This is a genomic window from Rhizobium sp. BK377, assembly GCF_014193935.1.
Taxonomy (GTDB): domain Bacteria; phylum Pseudomonadota; class Alphaproteobacteria; order Rhizobiales; family Rhizobiaceae; genus Rhizobium.
This window is the reverse complement of record NZ_JACIAC010000003.1, coordinates 414,157-433,191: the sequence shown is the minus strand read 5'-3', so window position 1 is coordinate 433,191 and position 19,035 is coordinate 414,157. Positions and strand designations below refer to the sequence as shown.

General features: G+C 59.9%; 16 protein-coding genes. 9 read left to right on the top strand and 7 right to left on the bottom strand.

All coding sequences use genetic code 11. The features are described 5' to 3' along the window. The first annotated feature begins 9 nt into the window (after positions 1–9). Genes FHT92_RS16640 through FHT92_RS16610 form a run of 7 tightly spaced genes read left to right on the top strand, consistent with a single transcriptional unit; the run spans position 10 to position 8,232 of the window. A complete protein-coding gene (locus tag FHT92_RS16640; RefSeq protein ID WP_183827163.1) occupies positions 10–1,020 on the top strand; it encodes a cysteine synthase family protein in 1,011 nt (336 codons plus the stop codon). Next, positions 1,017–2,159, top strand: coding sequence for an NAD/NADP octopine/nopaline dehydrogenase family protein (locus tag FHT92_RS16635; RefSeq protein WP_183827482.1), 1,143 nt, complete (start codon positions 1,017–1,019; stop codon positions 2,157–2,159). The genes FHT92_RS16640 and FHT92_RS16635 overlap by 4 nt, the downstream gene beginning before the upstream one ends. Next, complete coding sequence (locus tag FHT92_RS16630) at positions 2,156–4,036, top strand: IucA/IucC family protein (RefSeq protein ID WP_183827160.1); 1,881 nt, start codon at positions 2,156–2,158, stop codon at positions 4,034–4,036. Before FHT92_RS16635 ends, FHT92_RS16630 begins: the two co-directional genes overlap by 4 nt. After that, a complete protein-coding gene (locus tag FHT92_RS16625) occupies positions 4,033–5,265 on the top strand; it encodes an MFS transporter (protein ID WP_183827157.1) in 1,233 nt (410 codons plus the stop codon). The genes FHT92_RS16630 and FHT92_RS16625 overlap by 4 nt, the downstream gene beginning before the upstream one ends. Continuing rightward, positions 5,262–6,422 (top strand): ABC transporter substrate-binding protein, encoded by a 1,161-nt coding sequence (locus FHT92_RS16620; RefSeq protein ID WP_183827154.1) that lies wholly within the window; start codon positions 5,262–5,264, stop codon positions 6,420–6,422. The genes FHT92_RS16625 and FHT92_RS16620 overlap by 4 nt, the downstream gene beginning before the upstream one ends. Next, the gene (locus FHT92_RS16615) at positions 6,419–7,486 is read left to right on the top strand and encodes an iron ABC transporter permease (protein ID WP_210278497.1); all 1,068 of its coding nucleotides are present in this window, start codon (positions 6,419–6,421) and stop codon (positions 7,484–7,486) included. Before FHT92_RS16620 ends, FHT92_RS16615 begins: the two co-directional genes overlap by 4 nt. After that, positions 7,480–8,232, top strand: coding sequence for an ABC transporter ATP-binding protein (locus tag FHT92_RS16610; protein WP_183827151.1), 753 nt, complete (start codon positions 7,480–7,482; stop codon positions 8,230–8,232). The genes FHT92_RS16615 and FHT92_RS16610 overlap by 7 nt, the downstream gene beginning before the upstream one ends. Before the next feature lie 27 nt (positions 8,233–8,259). Here FHT92_RS16610 and FHT92_RS16605 read toward each other — a convergent pair whose 3' ends face one another. The 7 genes from FHT92_RS16605 to FHT92_RS16575 form a co-directional block, all read right to left on the bottom strand. After that, positions 8,260–10,404 carry a TonB-dependent receptor gene (locus FHT92_RS16605; RefSeq protein WP_183827148.1) on the bottom strand — a complete coding sequence of 715 codons (2,145 nt, stop codon included), beginning with the start codon at positions 10,402–10,404 and terminating at the stop codon, positions 8,260–8,262. A gap of 204 nt (positions 10,405–10,608) precedes the next feature. Further along, on the bottom strand, positions 10,609–11,889 hold the full coding sequence (locus tag FHT92_RS16600) for an MGH1-like glycoside hydrolase domain-containing protein (protein ID WP_183827145.1): 1,281 nt from the start codon (positions 11,887–11,889) through the stop codon (positions 10,609–10,611). A 19-nt stretch (positions 11,890–11,908) separates the two neighbouring features. Next, positions 11,909–12,967, bottom strand: coding sequence for an ABC transporter ATP-binding protein (locus FHT92_RS16595; protein ID WP_183827141.1), 1,059 nt, complete (start codon positions 12,965–12,967; stop codon positions 11,909–11,911). Between the two features lie 13 nt (positions 12,968–12,980). After that, a complete protein-coding gene (locus tag FHT92_RS16590; protein WP_183827137.1) occupies positions 12,981–13,838 on the bottom strand; it encodes a carbohydrate ABC transporter permease in 858 nt (285 codons plus the stop codon). Continuing rightward, a complete protein-coding gene (locus FHT92_RS16585) occupies positions 13,835–14,686 on the bottom strand; it encodes a carbohydrate ABC transporter permease (RefSeq protein WP_183827134.1) in 852 nt (283 codons plus the stop codon). Before FHT92_RS16585 ends, FHT92_RS16590 begins: the two co-directional genes overlap by 4 nt. A 71-nt stretch (positions 14,687–14,757) precedes the next feature. After that, positions 14,758–16,032, bottom strand: coding sequence for an ABC transporter substrate-binding protein (locus FHT92_RS16580; RefSeq protein ID WP_183827131.1), 1,275 nt, complete (start codon positions 16,030–16,032; stop codon positions 14,758–14,760). A gap of 42 nt (positions 16,033–16,074) precedes the next feature. Beyond that, positions 16,075–17,085 (bottom strand): LacI family DNA-binding transcriptional regulator, encoded by a 1,011-nt coding sequence (locus tag FHT92_RS16575; protein WP_183827128.1) that lies wholly within the window; start codon positions 17,083–17,085, stop codon positions 16,075–16,077. Positions 17,086–17,648: 563 nt separating this feature from the next. Between FHT92_RS16575 and FHT92_RS16570 the strand changes: the two genes are divergently transcribed. Next, positions 17,649–18,071 (top strand): HD domain-containing protein, encoded by a 423-nt coding sequence (locus FHT92_RS16570; RefSeq protein WP_183827125.1) that lies wholly within the window; start codon positions 17,649–17,651, stop codon positions 18,069–18,071. A gap of 415 nt (positions 18,072–18,486) precedes the next feature. Then, positions 18,487–18,834, top strand: a complete 348-nt coding sequence (locus FHT92_RS29305; protein WP_312858769.1) for a hypothetical protein — start codon at positions 18,487–18,489, stop codon at positions 18,832–18,834. Positions 18,835–19,035 lie beyond the last annotated feature (201 nt).

The window sequence follows — 19,035 nt, the reverse complement described above, 5'->3', positions numbered from 1 at the left end:
GAGGACATCATGCTTCCTACGAATGTGACCCAGTTGATTGGGCGCACCCCCGTCATGTCCATCGAGATCCCCAGCCGAGATTCCATGCTGGTGTTGAAAATAGAAAAGAATAACCCGGGCGGTTCCATGAAGGATCGCATGGCGCGCAGCATGGTCGTGGCCGCCTTGCAGGACGGCCGGCTTGCCCCGGGAGGCACGATTGTCGAATCGTCCTCGGGAAACACCGGTATCGGCCTGGCATTGGCGGCGATTGAGTTCGGGTTGAATTTCATTGCCGTCGTCGACCATCATGCCGCGCCCGACAAGATCCGCATGATGCGCGCGATCGGCGCTGAAATCCGCTACGTCGAAGGGGACTTCAGGGAAGATGAAGTTGCCGTCGTCGCCCGGCAGAGACTGGCAGCGCAGCTCGGCGCGCAACTGCCAGGCGCCATGTTCATGAACCAGTCCGACAATCCTGCCAATCCGGAAGGTTATGCTGACTATGTTGACGAACTGATGGAGCAGCTTCCCGATGGCATCGATGCATTCGTGGGATGCGTCGGTACCGGCGGATCGATGACGGGCATTTCGCAGCGGCTCAAGCAGCGCTTGCCGGCGATCCGCACCATCGCCGTGGAACCCGAGGGCTCCATCGTGTTCGGACAACCGGGACGTCCCTATTATCAGTCTGGAACCGGCACGCCGGCCGGCGACGAAGTCGGGAAGGTCCTGGACTATAGCTGCATTGACGAAGGCGTACAGGTTACTGATCAGCAGGCATTCGAAACGGCACGCTATATTGCGCGTCGCAAGGCATTGCTCGTTGGCGGATCGACAGGTGGGGCGATCTATAAGGCCCTCGAATTCATCGCTTCCGGCAAATTGCAGGGGACTGTCGTAACGACCGTCGCCGATGGAGGGGAGAAATATCTCGGTTCGGTCTTCGACGACGAATGGATGGCAAAGCGCGGCCTGTTCGACCCGTCGATCGCCGCTGAGCTCGATGCGTGGCTTTCCGGACAGGCACGCGCGGCATGAAGGTCACGATCTGCGGGGCCGGGCGAACCGGCCATCTGAACGCCGTCCTGTTCAAACAACGCGACGGCGTAGACGTATCTGTTCTGACATCGTCGGCCGAGCTTGCCGACAAATGGTCCAGCGGAGAACAGGTCTGGCGGGCGAATTTGCCCGAAGGCGGTGTTCTGGAGGGACGGATCGACCATGTTGGTACCGATCCGCAGACGGCACTTGCCGATGCGGATCTGGTCGTCGTGACGCAACCTGCCCAGGCGCGCCCCGCGCTCCTGAAGCAGATTGCGCCCCGTCTGCCTGACAACAAAAGGGTCTTCGTCGGAGCCATTCCGGGATTTTGCGGATTCGACTGGCTCGCCGAGGCCGCATTCGGCGATCGCGAGAATATCGTGATCTGGGGGATGAAGGACGTTCCCCATACCGCCTACAATCTCGTTGCGGGCAGCGAGGTGCGCATGGGTGGCGCAAAGGCTCAGCTCTATGCCGCGCTTCATCGTCGCGAGGCTGCAGCTGCGAAGAAGGAGTTGTCGGATCTGCTCGGCCGGCTCTACGAAGCGCCGGTCGCCATCCTCGACGATTATCTCGAGATTACGCTGACGCCAGGCAATGCATTGATGCATCCGGCTGTCCTCTATGCGCTGGTCGGCCCTGGTGCTCCCTGGGAGGAACAGCCCTTCGATGAGCCGATCTGCTGGTGGAGCGACTGCCCGCGCGCCGGCGCGGAAATGCTGGAAGCCTGCGATGCCGAAAATCAGGCGCTCAAACATGCCACCGAAAAGCGGCTCAAAGTCGATCTGGCAAGCGTAAAGCCGCTTCGGCAAGAGTTGATCGAGGCCTATGGCGATCAGATCGGCGATGACAGCACCATGTATTCGCTGCTGAGAACCAACAGCGCCTATGCCGGAATCCGTGCACCGCTCGTTTCCAACCCGGACGGACCGGGATTTGTCATCGATCGGGAAAGCCGCGCCTTTCATGAAGATATTGCTTTCGGTCAGGCGCTCCTCCTGGAAATGGCCAAGCGCCTCTATGTGCCGGTACCCGCTATCGAAACGACCTACCGTTGGGCGCGGGCCTATCACGGCAATCTGCCGCAGCCGCCTCTGAATTTTGTTCCCGTGAGATGGGCGGAGGCAATCGGATGAATGAAACTATCGTCACATCTCATGCGGGGGCGAGAGGTGCGATCGACCCGCAATTCTACCAGCAGGCATCGCACAACGCCTTGACGCGCCTTGTGCGATGCCTGCTCGCCGAACGCATCCTCAATCCCGACGCCCTGCTGTGGTCCGAAGACGGGACACAGGCATGGCTTCCACTATGGGCTGCGAGAAAGGTTCTCCATTTCGAAGACCTACGACGGCTGCCGGCGAATACGATGCTCAACCGGGGCGCGATCGAAATCATCGATGACGGGGGCAGGCGACGGCGACTGGAGGGACCAGCCGATCTCGTCGCCGAAATCTCATCGGATTGGGCGATTGAACCGGCTGCAGACGGGATTGCGCGCCTGCTCGCCGATATCGACAGCAGCATCGAGAACGACGCGCTGATCCGTCGTCACCGCCGCGACTGGATAGCATCGCTGAGCCGGGAAATAGCGGCCGATGGCGACACTGGCCTCATTGCCCATCTTCGCCATACGCGTCCGGTGCATCAGGCAGCCATGATGCTCGACCAGTGGGGTTCCCTCGAGGGACATCCCTTCTATCCGACCTGGAAGTCGAAGCCCGGTCTCTCGGCGCAGGAGGTCGAGGCCCTGTCGCCGGAGTTCGGTGCGCGCGTCAATCTGCGGATCGCTGCGTTGCGGCAGGATTGGGCCTATGTGGAAATGATGCCCCATGTCGGCAGCTATAACGGCTGGTTCCGCCAAAACTATCCGGAGCTGTGGGACGCCTGGGTGAAGGCTTTGACGGAAAAGGGGCGCACGCCTTCGGACTGGCTGCCTCTGCCAATCCATGCCTGGCATCTTGATCACTTTGTCCGCCGGGAATTTGCTGATGAGATCGCTTCCGGCGCGCTTGTGGTCGACGGACCGGACATTGCGACAATCCCCTCCATGTCCTTTCGCACGATGCTGCCCGACCTGGAAGAAGCAAGGCCGTTTGTCAAATTGCCGGTCGCGATCTGGATGACGAGCGAGATGCGGACCCTGCAGGCGAAGTCCATCCATATGGGCCCGAGGCTCAGTACCTTGATGTCCGACATTCTCGCTGCCGATGAAGCCATTGGAGGCGAACTGGAATTCTTCCGCGAAGAGCTGGGCGCGATCCTTCATCATCCCGAAACGGGCGACGAACATCCGGGCCGCTTCCTCTCCGTTGTCTATCGCGAGGCTGGCGGGATCGAACGAAAAGACGGTCTGATGCCCGTCACCGTGGCCGCGCTGCTCGCCGCAAGTCCCGTCGATGGTCGGCCGCTGATCTGCGAATTGATCGCGCGCATAGGCAATGATCGGCCATCGGCCGCAGAGTTCTTTCGCAATTATGCCGAGATCGTTCTCAGGCCAACGATCGCCATGTACCTTTTGTATGGTATCGCCTTTGAAGCTCACCAGCAGAATAGTACCGTACTCTTCGATCCGTCTGGGCGCCCGCAACGGCTGCTCATTCGCGACTTCGGTGACGGCCGCAGCTTCGCCCCGCTGTTCGAGGCGAGGGGATATCAGCTGAAGCCATTCAGCCGCCCCGGCATCCTGCCGACCACCTTCAACGACGATATCTCCCTTGTTCGCTCGTTCGTCATCGATGCCTGCTTCGTCTGCCATCTTCATGAAGTGGCGCTTTGCCTGAACGAACACTTCGGGCTCAGCGAAGCATGGTCGATCCTGAGGCAGAAGACGCAAGAAGCGTTTGACCGGGTACGACCGCGCATGCTGTCCGACGAATTTTGGCTGGAGGAGCGGGATGCGTTTCTCAATCACCCTTGGCCGACCCGTTCCGTCTTGCGTATGCATCTCGAGCGATATCGCGACTATCGTCTGGAACATCAACTGCCAAACCCGCTGACAGAGACGCTATGACGGGGATGGTTGCGGTTATCCGAGGCTTCGGGCCGGTCTTTGCTATTCTCTTCGGCCTGCAGTTCATCTCCATGGGAGCCATGGAGATGAGCGGTCCATTCTGGCCGCTGCGCATCGAGGAATTGTCGTCGTCAGGCGGAATCTTCGCATTGGCTGGAATCGGCGTCTATGTGTGCCCCATGGTCGGTGTCTCTCTGACCAGCGCCATGTGGGGACGGATGGGGGACCGGTACGGCAACCGCCTGATGATGGTCAGAGCGCTTACCGGGCTCGCGGTCACCCAAATCCTCGTTTCCTTCGCTCAGGATGTGTGGCTGATCCTGCTCCTGCGGTTTCTGCAGGGATGTTGCGCTGGCTATATCGCGCCGGCCCAGGCCTATGGCATCCAGATTACTGGCGGCCGCAACCGAGGCGTGCTTCTGACCTGGCTTCAGGTCGCGACCAATGTCGGTTCGCTCGGTGGCGCCTTCCTCGGCGGTCTCATCCTCGACGCATCCTCCTTCACGACGATCAACCTGACGGCGGGTCTCATCTGCGGCGTCTGCGCCGTCGCTGCCTGGGTGGTCTTACCTCGGCCTGCGGCAGCAACGAGCGGAGCCGGTCGAGGCCAGGCTCGTCAAAATCAAGCATTCACAGGGCAGGCTACGGCACCTGTCTGGGGCCTAATGGCGCTGACGGGAATGATGCTTGCCAGCCGAATGGTTTTGCAGGTGCCTTTCGCGTTGTACACGGCTGAGGTGTTTCACGCGCCCCACTGGGTCACCGGCTTCAGCTACGGCCTTCTGGCGCTCGGCTTTGTCGTGGCAGCACCGCTCTGGGCGCAATTTTTCAACAACCGTCCGGCAAGCTTCGTCCTTGGTTGGATGGTCCTGATTGCCGGTGGATGTGCTTTGCTTACCAGTCTTGCCGGCCTGACCCGCTCTGTTGAATATTTTGCCGTGATCTATCTGTTCTGGGGCGGCCTGCTGGGCGGAACGACGCCCATCCTCGTGGCCCTCATGTCCGCAGCTACGGCCGACGGTCGTCAGGGCTCGGTGCTCGGCACCGCCCAGTCCTGGCAGCAGATCGCATCCGTGGCGGGGATAGCCATCGGCGCCGGCGCCACCCAGATATTCGGGCTTTTAAGCGTTTACCCTCTCGTGTCGCTGCTTTACGCGGCATCCCTCTTTACTGCCCTCGGCCTTTGGTTTTCCGCCCGCCCGCGCCTACCTGTTGGAGATCCCCAGTGACCCGCCTTCGCCTCTACGCGTTTACGATCATCCTGTTTTTGACGTCGCTTGCTGCTCTATCTGCCCGCGCCGAAACTGACGCGGTCCCGCAAACCACTGTTACCGTCAAGGATATCGCCGGGCGAGACGTGCAGGTTAAGGTGCCAGTCTCTCGGATGCTCCTTGGGGAAGGCAGACAACTCTATCTGGTCGCATCGCTCGACCGAGAGAATCCGCTGGAGCGCATCGTCGCGTGGCGTAACGATCTGATCGAAGCCGATCCTGCGACCTACAGGCAATATCTCGACAAATTCCCCGAGCTTGCGAAATTGCCGACCTTCAAGGGAAATGAAGGGAGTCTGATCGATATCGAATCGGCGATCGTGAAGAAACCCGACGTGGTTCTCCTCAACCTCGAAGCCAAACAGGCAAACGAAGACGCTCAGTATATCGAGAAGCTCGCATCGCTCGACATACCGGTCCTCTATATCGATTTCAGGCACTATCCGCTTCAGAATACCGACCCGACAATCCGGCTGCTCGGCAAGATCATGGGACGCGAGGCGCGGGCAGAAGACGTGATCGCGTTCCGCAAACAGGCGATGGCTCGGGTCGAGGATGTGCTTGCCAGGACGAAGCCGGAGCGCCCGAAGGTTTTTATCGAGCGCATTGGCGGATATACGGAGGACTGCTGCCTGTCATTCGGCGCCGAGAATTTCGGCAAATATGTCGATCTGGCCGGCGGACACAATATCGGCAGCGATTTTCTGCCCTCGACATTCGGACAGCTGAGCCCCGAACAGGTGGTTGTCTCCAATCCCGATCATGTCATTGTTACCAGCGCCGACTGGCAGGCCTACGTGCCCGGCGGCCGCTGGATTCCGGTCGGTCCGAATGCAGACCCGGATGCCTCGAGGAAGAAATTGGAATGGTTCACGATGCGGGACGCCTATGCCGGGACCACGGCGCAGACGAAGCGTAATTTCCACGCCATCTGGCATCAGTTCTACAACAGCCCCTACGAATTTATTGCGGTCCAATGGATTGCAAAGTGGCTCCACCCGGATCTCTTCGCCGATCTCGACCCGGATAAGACGTTTGCTGAATATCACAAGCGCTTTCTGCCGATCGCCTATCAACCCGGCTACGCCGTCAGCCTCAATACTCAAGCACCATGACCGAAACCATGATAACCATCGGCCACGGTAATACGGTCGGCCGCTATCGCCTCGCAAATCTCAGAAAACACGTTGTGCTTTGTCTGCTGCTTGCAGCCGTCGTTCTTGTGTTTCTCGCCGATATCGCGACCGGGCCCGCCTGGTACGGACTGGATGATGTGCTGAAAACCGTGCTGATGCCTGCGGATGCGCAGCCCCAGATGCGCGTCGTGATCTGGTCCATCCGGATGCCGTCAGCCCTCATGGCTATCGTCGTCGGAATGGCGTTGGCAACCGCCGGCGTTCAGATGCAGACGGTGCTCAACAATCCGCTCGCGAGCCCGTTCACTCTTGGGATTTCGTCGGCAGCAAGCTTCGGTGCGGCGCTCGCTCTCGCCTTCGGTCTGTCCTTCATTCCGGTCGCCGGCGACTATATCGTTGCGGTCAATGCTTTTATCATGGCGCTTGGATCCGCCCTCATCATCCATTCCGTGGGATTGCGGCGGGGAAGCTCGGTCCAAACGATCGTGTTGCTTGGCATCGCGCTTGTGTTCAGCTTCAATACCGCGTTGGCTATGGTCCAGTATTTTGCAAACGATCAGGCTGTTGCTGCCATCGTGTTCTGGACGATGGGCAGCTTGACCAAGGCAACCTGGCCGAAGCTTGCCGTGACTGTCGCTGTCCTGGTCCTCACCATCCCCATTTTCGTCTATCGACGCTGGCAGTTGACAGCACTTCGGCTCGGAGAAGCTCGCGCAGCATCCTTCGGAATACCGGTTCGTCGCCTTCGGCTTGAAACGCTCGTGCTGATATCGCTCCTGTCCTCCATCCCGGTAGCATTTGTCGGAACGATCGGCTTTGTCGGGCTTGTCGCGCCACACATCGCGCGGATGCTTGTCGGTGAGGATCAGCGGCACTTGCTTCCTGCCAGTGCCATGATCGGAGCCCTGATCATGTCATCCAGTTCCACGGTGGCGAAAGTTCTCGTGCCGGGCGCGGTTTTACCGATCGGCGTTATCACCGCCGTCATCGGCCTGCCGGTCTTCTTTTATCTTATCCTTAGGGGAGGGCGGGAAACTTGGTAGTCCTCAGCACTAAAGCGCTTGGAGCGGTCTACGGCGCGCGACCCGTCCTCAGCGACGTATCATTGCCTCCGTGCCATGGAGGGGAAATCATCGCGCTGATCGGAGCCAATGCAGCCGGCAAGTCAACGCTTCTGCGCCGTATAGCCGGCATCCTTCCGGGTGTTGGAGAATGTCGCCTGGCGGGTGTTGACGATCGCGAAACTGCGATCGCCTACATGCCGCAGGATCAGGTGAGCGGAGCGGCGCTGACCGTCTTCGAAGCAGTGCTTTTAGCGCGCAAGCAGACCAGCGGCTGGAAGCTTGTCGACGCCGATCTCCAGGAGGTCGAGCAGGCATTGGCCGCCCTGCAAATCGCCGATCTTGGCTCCGAATATGTTTCGGAACTGAGCGGTGGTCAGCGCCAGCTCGTTGCGCTTGCACAATGCGTCGTCCGCGCTCCAACGGTGCTGCTTCTCGACGAGCCGACGAGTGCCCTTGATCTCCATCGTCAGTTCGACGTCATGAGGCATGTCAGGTCGCTGGCAAAGGAGAAAGGACTGCTCGTCGTCATCGCGGTCCATGACCTGAATCTGGCGATGAAATTCGCCGACAAGATCGCTATTCTTGCGCATGGAACGCTGCATGCGTTCGGCTCGGTTGCCGAAGTGCTGACACCCGGAAATCTCGAGACGGCATTTCGTGTGAAAAGCCGTCTCGAGACATGTTCTCAAGGCAAGCTTCACCTGATCGTCGATGACGCAGTGTGAGGCCTGCCTTGACTACTTTCAACCGCCTCAGAAGTCTGTGGTCATCGACACCTTGAAGGTCCGCGGCGCACCTTGGGCGATGGTGCTGAAGCTTGCGACTCCAGACCAGTAATCCTTATCGAAGACGTTTTCGACGGAGGCCCGGAAGGTGACGGGCCTTTTTTCGATCTCCGTCTTGTAACGCGCGCCCAGGTCAAACCGTGTCCAGGAAGGGATCTTCAGCGTGTTCGTCGTGTTGATGTACTGTTCGCCGGTGTGAATGACATTGGCCGTCAGCGTCAGGCCTTCCAGGAAAGACGCGTCCCATTCGGCCCCGATATTGGCCTGGATCTTGGGTACGCCGATCGGGCGCTTGCCACGGGTCGAAGCGCTCGACGTATTCGTCAGTTCGCCATCCATCAGCACCAAGCCGCCAAGCAGGCGCAGATCATCCGTCACCTCGCCAAACACGTTGAATTCAACGCCGCGGTTGCGCTGCTCCCCGCCAGCGGTGAAGATCTGGCCGATGCCGCTTGGCTCCAATTGGCCGAAGGGCTTCTCGATCTGGAAGGCACTGACGGTCATGGCAATCTGCCCGAGGTCGATCTTCGTACCGATCTCGTATTGGGTCGTCTTGTACGGAGCGAGCGTTTCGCCCGCATTGATGGCAGTGGTGGGAGCCGTATCGCCTATGCTTAGCCCCTGCGCGTAATTGGCATAGAAGGAAACCTCGTCCCAGGGGCGGACAACAAGGCCAACGAGCGGCGTGACGGCGTCTTCGTCCGAAGACGACGAGATAGCACCTGTTGCTGCGTTGAAGTTCTTCGAATCGATCTGCTGGAAGCGCCCGCCAAGCGTCAATTGCACGCGCTCGTCCAGCATCGACAAAGTATCCGAAAGGCCGATGCCGGACAGGCTGGCTTCCGAAACCTTCGGCACTGAGCTGGGATCAGCGACGAACTGCTCGATACGACGGACAGGGTCGTACATATTGCTGAGTTGGGCAGTGCCTGAAATGATCGCACGATCGAGGCTCTGGTGGAGATAACTCGCCTGGAGGGTCATTGTGTGGGAGATCGGCCCGGTGTCAAACTTGGCACGGATACCCGTTTCTGCCGTCAGTCTGTCGACGTCGAACACCGCATTCTGTGGCGTGATGGTGACGTCGCCGGCCGAATTCAGGATGGTGGGCAGGCCAAAAAGGCGATGCACGTGAGAGTTTCCGCCACCTACAGCGCCAAACCAGGTGATATCTTCACTCAGGTCGTATTCGACCCTGCCTAGGACCGAGCGGTCCGCGCTCTTCGACCACTCCCACGGCTCCTGAACATTGAGCGATCCGTCAGGTGCATCCGGCACGATCAGGCCGGAGGTTTGAAGGAAAGGACGCTGAGGCGCGTCGAACGTCTCGCGCTGTCCGATCACGTCGAATGTGGCCCGGAGATTTTCCCCTTGATAATCAAGAGCCAGGGCTCCGACGTAAAAGTCGCGCGTCTGATCGTCTATCGGTGTGTCACCACCGTGGACACTGCCGTTCAAGCGAATGCCAAATTGCCGTTCATCACCAAACCGGCGCGACATGTCGACGTGCACCCCGCCCTGGAAGTCGGAAGCGTAATCTGTCGTTAGCCGCGTCAGATCCTCCTCGAGTGCTCGCTTCGGAACGATGTTGATCGTGCCGCCGACGGCGCTGTTGGGAGAGATGCCGTAAAGGAAAGCTGTCGGACCCTTTAGCACCTCGACCCGCTCGGCATAGTCGGTGAAGACCCGGTAGGTGGGAGCGATCCCATAAATCCCATCGAAGGCGATTTCGCCGGCGTTCCCTTCGCCGACCGGAAAGCCTCTGATGTAGAAGGAATCCAACATACCTCCGGACGAGTGGGTGTTTCTGACCGAAGGATCGTTGTCCATCACCTCACCTACGGTCTGCGCACCCTGGTTTTCGATTGTCTGGGATGTATACCCGGTCACATTAAAGGGGGTCTCCATAAAACCCCGATTCGCCAAAGCTCCCAGGCGTGCGCCCTTGGCGACCTGTCCGCCTGCATAGTCTTCCGGCAAGGTTCCGATTGTCGAAGTGGCGTCTTTCTTCGTGCTGATCACTATCGGTGCCAACTCGCTGACACTTTGCCCGTACGCGGAACCGCTTGCCACAGCGGTCATAACTACTGTGCACCCCAATATGAATTTCATGCAAAAATCCCCTAACCAATCGTCGCCTGACCTCGCGAGCCGAGACCGTCAGCACAAAACCGCTAAATAACATGATAATACAAGTCAAGATTTATAAGGCGTATATGTGTTTGAAGCGACAAGGCAATCGCTCCAGAGATCCAGCAGGTCGCTGGCAGGCGCATGCACTTCGATATGAATCTGTTTCTGCGTTTATCGCCATGTTCAAGAAAGCACTCGGCGCATCGCCGCCGGTCGCTCAAGCCACAGATACGCGGCCGCCGTCCAGGAAAATCCGAGGCCGCCGCAGCCTTCGCCGGTGACGGGGTCGAAATATTCGGCGAAACCTTCCGCTTCGATCGCCGCAATCGTCGATTTCCGCAGCACTTCGGCAGTATCCGCGTAGCCATTGCGCTCCAGTCCGTCGATCAGCAGCCAGTTGATGATCGCCCAGGCGGGACCGCGCCAGTAGCGTTTCGGCTCCCAGCTCGGGATCCCCGGCTTGGTGGTCGGGAAGGCGACCTTGAGGTTCTTGGACCATGCCTTCATCTCATCGACCAATGCATCCGCGACTGGTTTTTCGAGGTCGACCGAGAGGAGCGGTATGAAGCCGGCCTGAGTTGCTGCCTCGATATCTTGGCCAGAAAGGAGATCGCGCGAAACAAACTGTGACAGGGCAGGACGCCACTGGGCGAGAATCCCGTTCCGGGTCAACATATTCAACGCTGCGATCTCGGCCACGTCATCCATCCGGCCAAACGCGCGGGCAAGGACTTCCAAGTCTTCGCCGGCCTTGAGGAGGATCGCGCTCGTCTGGATTTCGGCGACCTTGAATGGCGCTTTTTCCCATTGCCTTGCCGGATCCCAGCCGCAGGCGGCATAGGTATCGACGAGATGGATGAAACGGCGATAATCCTCGTCGCGCGGGCGCATGTCAGCATCCACATGGCTGGTATCCTTACGCTCGACAGGCGTATCGGTAGTGGTCGGTACCCGGGCGAGTGCGATGTCCCAGGCGGGAGAATTGTCGCTGCCGCTTTCCCACGGATGCAGTAGCGCGACGAGACCGGTGCCCTCGGGATCGCGGGCGGAATACCACCAGCGATGCCATTTCAGCGCCGCATCGTAGAGGCGAAGGGTGCGTGAATCGGCATCCTTGCCTGCGGCTTCATGCAGCCTGCGCAGTGCGATCGCGAAGACCGGGGGCTGGGTTATGCCGGAGGTCGGGATCCGGTGCTTCGTGCGCCAGATATTCGGCCCCGGGAAATAGGTATCGCTTGGCGCGTGGAAGACGATATGCGGAATCATCCCGTCCGCCCACTGGCCTTCGACCAGCCGCTCGAGCTCAAGATAGGCGCGGTCCACATCGTAGAGCGCGAACCCCATGGCGACGAAGGCCGAATCCCAGTTCCACTGGAAGGGGTAGAGCCGGTCGGTCGGCACGGTATAGCCGCCGCGATCGTTCGCGGCGAGGATACGCTTCGCCTGGTCGATATGCACGTTCATTTCTGATACTCCGGTATTCTCATGTCAAAACGGCGGGGAAGGACTTGCCGCTTTCGGGCGAAAGCCAGGTAATGCGCTTTTGGTCGAGCTTCAGACCGATCGAGTCGCCGCTCTTTACGGTTTCAGACGCCGGCAGAATGACGCGCACCGGCTGGTCGTGGATCGAGCCGGTCAAGAGCAGGTGCGATCCCATCGGCTCGGCAACGCGCACTCTCATTTCCAGGCCCTGTGGCAGCGGCGCGAGTTCGACGGCCTCGCCGCGAAGGCCAAGGATGATTTGATCGCTGGCTTCCTGTGGCGCGGCAAGCTGTTCGGCGCCTGCCGCAACCTGACCGTTCGAAACCGGGACCTTGATGAAGTTCATCGGCGGGTTGCCGATGAAGCCGCCGACAAAACGTGTTGCCGGGTGATTGTAGATATCGACCGGATGGCCGACCTGCTCGACGACGCCACCATGCATGACGGCGATGCGGTCCGAAAGGCCCATGGCTTCCGTCTGGTCGTGGGTGACATAGATCGTTGTGGTCCCCGCCGCGTGCAGTACGGTCTTGAGTTCGGTGCGCATTTCGAGGCGGAGCAGCGCGTCGAGGTTCGAAAGCGGCTCGTCCATCAACAGAACCTTTGGTTCAACGGCAAGGGCACGGGCGACCGCGACGCGTTGGCGCTGGCCGCCTGAAAGCCTGTTGGGGTAGCGGTCGAGATATTGCTCGATATGCAACAGGCCTGCGGCCTTCTCGACTTGCGCCTTCACGCGTGCGTCGTCGGCCTTCTGCATCCGCAGCCCGAAGGCGACATTCTCATAGACCGTCATATGCGGAAAGACCGCATAGTTCTGGAAGACCATCGCAAGGCCGCGATCCTTGGGTGGCAAGCCGATCACCGACCTATCGCCGATACGGACATCTCCCGATGTTGCGGTCTCAAGGCCGGCGATGATGCGCAGCAGCGTGGTCTTGCCGCAGCCGGACGGACCGAGCAGCGACACGAATTCGCCGTCGTTGATCGTCAGCGAGACCTCTTTCAGCGCCTGGAAGGCTCCGAAGCTCTTGCGGATGCGGTCGATGACAATATTGGCCATATCTCTGGTCCCGTTATTTGGAGGAAATGCCCCAGATCGCGAAGAGGTAGCGTCTGACCGCGAAGATGAAGACAACCGAGGGAAGGATGAGCATCAGTCCCCCGGCAAAGCGATAGTGCATCGGGCTCTCCGACAGCACCGTTAGCAGGTAGGCGGTCAGCGTGCGGTTGCGCACAGTCAGCACCGAGGCGGCAAAGACCTCGTTCCACGAGATGACAAAGGCAAAGACTGCGGTTGCGACGATGCCGGGAAGCGCTAAGGGTGCCACCACCTTGAAGAAGGCCTGGATGCGGGTGCAGCCGAACACCCAGGCGGCTTCCTCCAACTCCTTCGGCACGCCGAGGAAAATGCCTTGCGTGACGAGTGCCGCAAAAGGCAGCGCCAGGACCGTATGAATGAGGCCGACGCCGAGGATCGTATCGTAGAGACCGAGCCGAATGAAGGAGACTGTCAGCGGCAATGCCAGGATCGCCAGCGGAAAGGCGCGGGTCAGCAGCACCAGAAGCCGGTAGCTGTCCTTGCCGCGAAACTCGTAGCGGGCGAGTGCATAACCGGCAGGCGCGCCGAGCAGGATGGACAAGCCGACTGTGATACCTGCTGCACCCAGCGAATTGAGAAAGGAATGAACGACGCCTTCGCTCTTCAAGAAGAGAAGGAAGGGCTCGAGCGAAATGCCCGTGGGCAGGCCGGTCTTCGGCCAGATATAGACGCCTTGGCGACCGCCGAGTGCGCCGAGCGCGACCAGATAAATCGGCACCAGAACCCAGGCGCAGAGCGCCACGATGCCACTCCAGAGAAGCCAGCGCCGTGAGGAAACGAAGCCGGCAGCGCTGGGGATGTCGTTGGTCCTACTGACGATATCCGTGGTCATGGCAGGCGCTCCGGATCAACCTTCAAGGCCTTCAAATAGATGAGCGTGGCGGCAAGCGAGATGATCATGATCAGCACCGCGTAGGCGGCAGCGACGCTGTAGTTCTGGTTCTGGTTCTGCCAGTTGTAGGCCTCACCAACGAGGACCGGGAAATTGCGTCCGCCGAGCGCATAGACTACCGCGAAGACCTCGAAGGCGAGCACGGTGCGCAGGATCAGAGCCGATTGCAGAGCCGGACGGATCAGCGGCAGGGTGATGCGCCAGAAGCGTGTCCATGAACCGGCACCGAAGATTTCGGCAGCTTCTCTGAATTCCTTCGGAACCTGGTTGAGACCGGCGACGATGATGACCATGACGATGGCCGTGCCGCGCCAGATTTCGGCAACTGCAATCGCGATGAAGAGCGCGACCGGCGTCTGGTAGGAGAGCCAGCTTGTTTGCCTGCCGATGACGCCGAGGCCGAAGAGCAGCGAATTCAAATAGCCGGTATTCTGCAGGATCGATAGCCAGACGAGACCGGCGGCAAGATCGGAGATGCCGAGCGGGATTGTCCAGATCCACAGGATCGTCTCGCGCCCGCGGTCGACTTTGGCGACCATTGTGCCCATGGCAAGCGCAATGGCGATCTGCACCGGCACGACCGCGATCGTCAGCAGGAAGGTGTTTTTCACCGAGCGAGTGAAATTGATGTCGGTTACCATGCGCTCGGCATTCGCTAGCGACGGCGCGCCGTTGTCCGAAACCGCCAGCCAGATTGTCTGCACCAGCGGCACGACGAACAGCAGCGCCAGAAAGGCGACGGATGGCAGGATCAGCAGATAGGGGATCCAGGGTCGGCTATTGGTCATCGGCATGCGCCTCGACGAGCAGAGGGTTGAGCGGCCGGGCATTTCGCCCGGACGTGTCTCTCAGGGCGGATTTATTCGACCGGGCAGGGGCCGTCGCTCTTGGCATCAGGCGCCCAGCAGGCAGCTTTCGTGTCGGTCATCAGCTTGGCCAACGTGGCGGCCTGGATCTTCAGCACGTCTGCAACGGGCTCGTTCTGCAGCACGATGCGCTGGAAACTATCCATGTAGACCTTGTTGAACTCACCGCCCTTGTCGCCGAGGCCGACCGGAAGCAGCGAGATGACAGCGTCCTTGGAAGCCTGGGTGGCGGTGACCGCACCAGCGAGAAGGGCGACGCCGGCGTCGAGATCCGGCGGCAGCTTGACATTCAGGGTCGGGAAGAAGCCGACCTTGGAGGCGGTCAGGAGCTGGGTATTCGGCATGGAAAGGTGTTCGATGATTTTTTCTGCGCCGGCCTTGTCGGGCGCGCCCTTCGGAATGGCGAGACCAGCAACGACTGGCATGTAGCCACGACCTTTGGGACCGGCAGGAGCGGGAAAGACCACATAATCATCCGGTGCAGCTGAAATGGCATTCTTCAGCCGGGCGATGTGGTCCCAGGCGACCATAACTTCGCCGGCAGCGAGCGGCTCCTGCATGAAATCGTAGCTGGTGGAGTTCGGTGTCACATAGGCCCACAGCGTCTTCAGCTTCTCCCAGCCGGCCGTCGCATCGGCACTCTTGAAGGTGCGCACGACACCGCCCGTGAAGGACGGATAGAAATAACCCTGGAAATAACGCGCCATCAGCCCCTTCGGGCCGGCCGGGAAACCGATCTGCGGCTGGCCCGTCGCCTCCTGCATATTCTTGCCCCACTCGATCAACTGATCGTAGTTCAGCGCGTTCACGTCGGCGCCAGGCGGCAGGTATTGCAGCGCTTCCTTCTTGGCAGCCATCACATAGGTCGCCTGCATCCACGGGATGTACTGCTGGGTCGGTTTGCCGAGTTTGCCAAGGTCGAGCAACGACTGCGGCATGCCGCTCGCTGCCAGCTTCTTGGCGAGATCGTCGAGCGGTTCCAACGTGTCCTTGTCGGCTAGCGGCGAGAGCTCCCCATGCAGCGCACCGACGAGACTGACGGTGCGCTTACCGGCTTGACGTTCGGCCTCCATGCGAACAGCAAACTGCGGCGGCTCCTCGACCACGTAATCAACCGAGCCGACATCCTTTAACAGCTCCTCGCGGACGACGGTCGCCTCCTCGATCGGACGAAGCTGGGTGGACACGAAAACCGTCTGGGCAAGCGTAGGCGAAGCGAAGGCCAGCACGGTGGAAGCCAGAATTCCCAATGACATGATATGTTTCATCTTCTCCTCCTTCATTGTTCTTTGTTTGAGATGCACTTCTGTCTATGCCGCCTGGGCGGGACGGCGATGGCTGTCGCGATCGACGAACTCGATCGGGTGAAGCTCCTGGAGTTCTGTGGCGGGCTCCCCGGCAATGGCGCGGAGCAGCAGCGAGGCGAAGCTCGCGCCGAGGTTTTCGCCAGTCATGCGCATGGTCGAGAGTGGCGGACTGGTGAAGGCGCCCATCGGCAGGTCATCATGGCCGACGATGCTGATCTGGTTGTCGCCACCGGCCTCGCGCAGCGCTCTCAGTGCCCCGATCGCCATTTCGTCCGTGGCACAGACGAGTGCTGTCGGACGGGATGGTTGGCGCAAAAGTTCCAGTGCCGCGAGATACCCGCCCTGTTCCAACGGCGCGCCTTCGGCGCAGAGGTCGGTGGCAAGGCCGCATTCCTCCATCGCCGTCCGCCAGCCACGACAGCGGTCATGTGCGAAGTAGTATTCCTGCGGGCCGGCGATATGGCCGATGCGGCGGTGGCCGGCAGCATGGAAGCGTAGCGTCGCGGCCCGAAAGCCGGCAAAGCCGTCGCCGTCGACATAAGGATGGGGCAGCAGGCTTTCGGTGCGGCCGTTGGTGACGAAGGGAATGCCGCGCGACTGCAGGAATTCGACGCGTTCGTCCCTGCGCTTGGTGCGGACGAGGAGCATGGCGTCGACTCGGCGGCCATCGACGAAGCGGCGACAGATGTCGAGTTCGCTCTCGCCGCGCGGCACCGGTGCAATCACCAGATTAAGGCCCGCAGCAGCAAGGTGTTCGGCGCAGCCGGACAACATATCGAGGAAATGCGGAGGGCCGATATGGCCCGGATCGCTCGGCAGCGTGACGGCAACGAGTTCGGCGCGCTGCCTGCGGAGGCGACGAGCGGAAGCATTCGGCCGATAGCCTACCTTCTCCGCAGCCTCGCAAACACGCTCGCGCGTGGCGGCGGACACATCTGCATAACCATCGAGCGCGCGGGACACGGTCGTGATCGACAGTCCAAGCGAGTGCGCGAGCTGTTTGAGGTTGGCCAAGATCTTTCTCCAAATCGGCAAGAGAATTTTCCAAAACGTTTTGGGAGTCAAGCCAAAACGTTTTGGATTCTTCACCCCATGAGCGCCGACGGCCATTGCGGATGTTGAAACAGACGGCGGTCCGTTCGTTCCGATCTCTCGACGAGCTGAACGCGTAGGACCGCTTCCGGCCTATTACGTTGAAAAGTCGGAGTGATCCCCGGATTGTTCAGATGGCGGAGTCAACACGGCGCTTGCGATTGGCATCTGTCCTGGAAAGCGCCCGCCACTGGCAAAGCCTTCTTTCAAGCGGCGCGACGCCTGAGAACTGCTGACCAGATTGCCGTATAAGAAGATATATCAGTCGAGCAGATGAGACGGCAGGTACGTTGAGCAGTGCGCTGCCTATGGGCGTAGCACCTATTCTGCAGGTCGTCGGAGAAGTCGCCGCGCCGCGCGAGGTATACTGAGTTCCGATTTCCCGAGTTTCAGAAGTGAAGAGAATGGTGGTCGCTCGCGCATACCGGAAACCTCTGGGCCAGACAGCGTGTTATACATCGTAATCGAGAAAGGCAGGCTGGACCATGCAGACAGCACGACATCTGGATCATGCAAGACAAGTCGCCATGGATGCGCACGAAGGACAGCAGGACAAGATTGGAAACCCTTATTTTCAGCATTGCGAGCGCGTCGCCGGGAAGGTGATGAGCGAGTCTGAAAAAGTCGTCGCCTATCTCCACGATATTCCGGAGAAAGCCCCGGGCTGGACCATCGATCGCCTTCGAGAGGAAGGATTTTCTGCTAGCGTCATTGCTGCGGTCGATGCCCTGACCCGCAGGTCCGGCGAGAATGATGTTTCTTTTATCCGAAGAGCCGCATCCAACGCGCTGGCCAGGGCCGTCAAACGGGCCGATCTGGAGGACAATCGCTTTCAGGCCGAGCGAGCCGGTCTTGATCCTGAAAAGTTCGAGAAGGGGCTCGCCGCCCTAACCGCGTTAGGTGGATGACGATTGTCGAAGGGCGGTCGCGTGATCTTTCCGTCGGTTCATCCGAGCGGCGGCGGCTCACATCCACGTCGCTGCAATATAACTAAGCCCAGTCGATCCCGTTGCGATGGGCCGACCGGCCTGTCGAAACGAGCGAGGCGTGATCATAAGCGCCACCCGCCTGTTGATCTGCGTTTCCCGTCAATCGATCTTGACAAGCGTGTCCAGGTAGAGACGCTCTTGGGCTCGCACGTCACAGAAAAACGAGGATCGGATGAGGTTTCACGGACCAGTAGTTGCAGGCATGGTTGGCGTGGCAGCCTGTGTGTTTGGCGTGTGCCTTGCGGCATCGCCTGCGCTTGCACAGGAAGTCGAACCACCCGCTCCATGGGTCCGGCTTAGGGGTTCGCATGCTGGAGCGGTTGGAACATGCTCTGTGGTTGATGCGACCGACAACGAGGCTTGTTACATGGTGCGTTGCGACGCCAAGAACCGTCTCATTTTCGAGATTGGCGATGCCACTGTTGGCGACATGGGCCTGCGATCGGCGCGCTTCGAGATTGGGAAGTACAAAGAGACGATCCGCCTTGATGGGCACAGTCCCGATCGACGAACGACTGTTCTCTCGAAGCATCCGAAGCTGCTTGCCGCCCTCACATCTGGCATTGATTTCGCGACCATGTATGCCGTCGAGGCCGATGTGGAATACAGCACTGGCTTTGAACTCACGGGGGCGCGAGACCAAATATCTCGCCTGGCAAAGGGCTGCCCAACCAAGCCGTGACGAGGGGCAAAGGTTCTTGACCAACCATGACGTCCGATTACCCAAAGCTATCGACGACCGAACCGAGGCACAGACAACACGTTTTGAAGGAAAGCCGCATTCAACAGGCCGCGCCCGGAGTCCTCGTCGGGACAGTGGGCCTTTCTGCGTCTGGTCTGCGTGAGCCAGCAGCCAAAAGATGCCGGCTGGTCGGAGCGATTC

Bases quoted from the DNA above. Each gene is read 5' to 3' on its own strand.
- FHT92_RS16605 (WP_183827148.1), bottom strand. From the start codon at position 10,404: ATGAAATTCATATTGGGGTGCACAGTAGTTATGACCGCTGTGGCAAGC.
- FHT92_RS16600 (WP_183827145.1), bottom strand. From the start codon at position 11,889: ATGAACGTGCATATCGACCAGGCGAAGCGTATCCTCGCCGCGAACGAT.
- FHT92_RS16590 (WP_183827137.1), bottom strand. From the start codon at position 13,838: ATGACCACGGATATCGTCAGTAGGACCAACGACATCCCCAGCGCTGCC.
- FHT92_RS16640 (WP_183827163.1), top strand. From the start codon at position 10: ATGCTTCCTACGAATGTGACCCAGTTGATTGGGCGCACCCCCGTCATG.
- FHT92_RS16615 (WP_210278497.1), top strand. From the start codon at position 6,419: ATGACCGAAACCATGATAACCATCGGCCACGGTAATACGGTCGGCCGC.
- FHT92_RS16585 (WP_183827134.1), bottom strand. From the start codon at position 14,686: ATGACCAATAGCCGACCCTGGATCCCCTATCTGCTGATCCTGCCATCC.
- FHT92_RS16630 (WP_183827160.1), top strand. From the start codon at position 2,156: ATGAATGAAACTATCGTCACATCTCATGCGGGGGCGAGAGGTGCGATC.
- FHT92_RS16625 (WP_183827157.1), top strand. From the start codon at position 4,033: ATGACGGGGATGGTTGCGGTTATCCGAGGCTTCGGGCCGGTCTTTGCT.
- FHT92_RS16580 (WP_183827131.1), bottom strand. From the start codon at position 16,032: ATGAAACATATCATGTCATTGGGAATTCTGGCTTCCACCGTGCTGGCC.
- FHT92_RS16635 (WP_183827482.1), top strand. From the start codon at position 1,017: ATGAAGGTCACGATCTGCGGGGCCGGGCGAACCGGCCATCTGAACGCC.
- FHT92_RS16595 (WP_183827141.1), bottom strand. From the start codon at position 12,967: ATGGCCAATATTGTCATCGACCGCATCCGCAAGAGCTTCGGAGCCTTC.
- FHT92_RS16570 (WP_183827125.1), top strand. From the start codon at position 17,649: ATGCAGACAGCACGACATCTGGATCATGCAAGACAAGTCGCCATGGAT.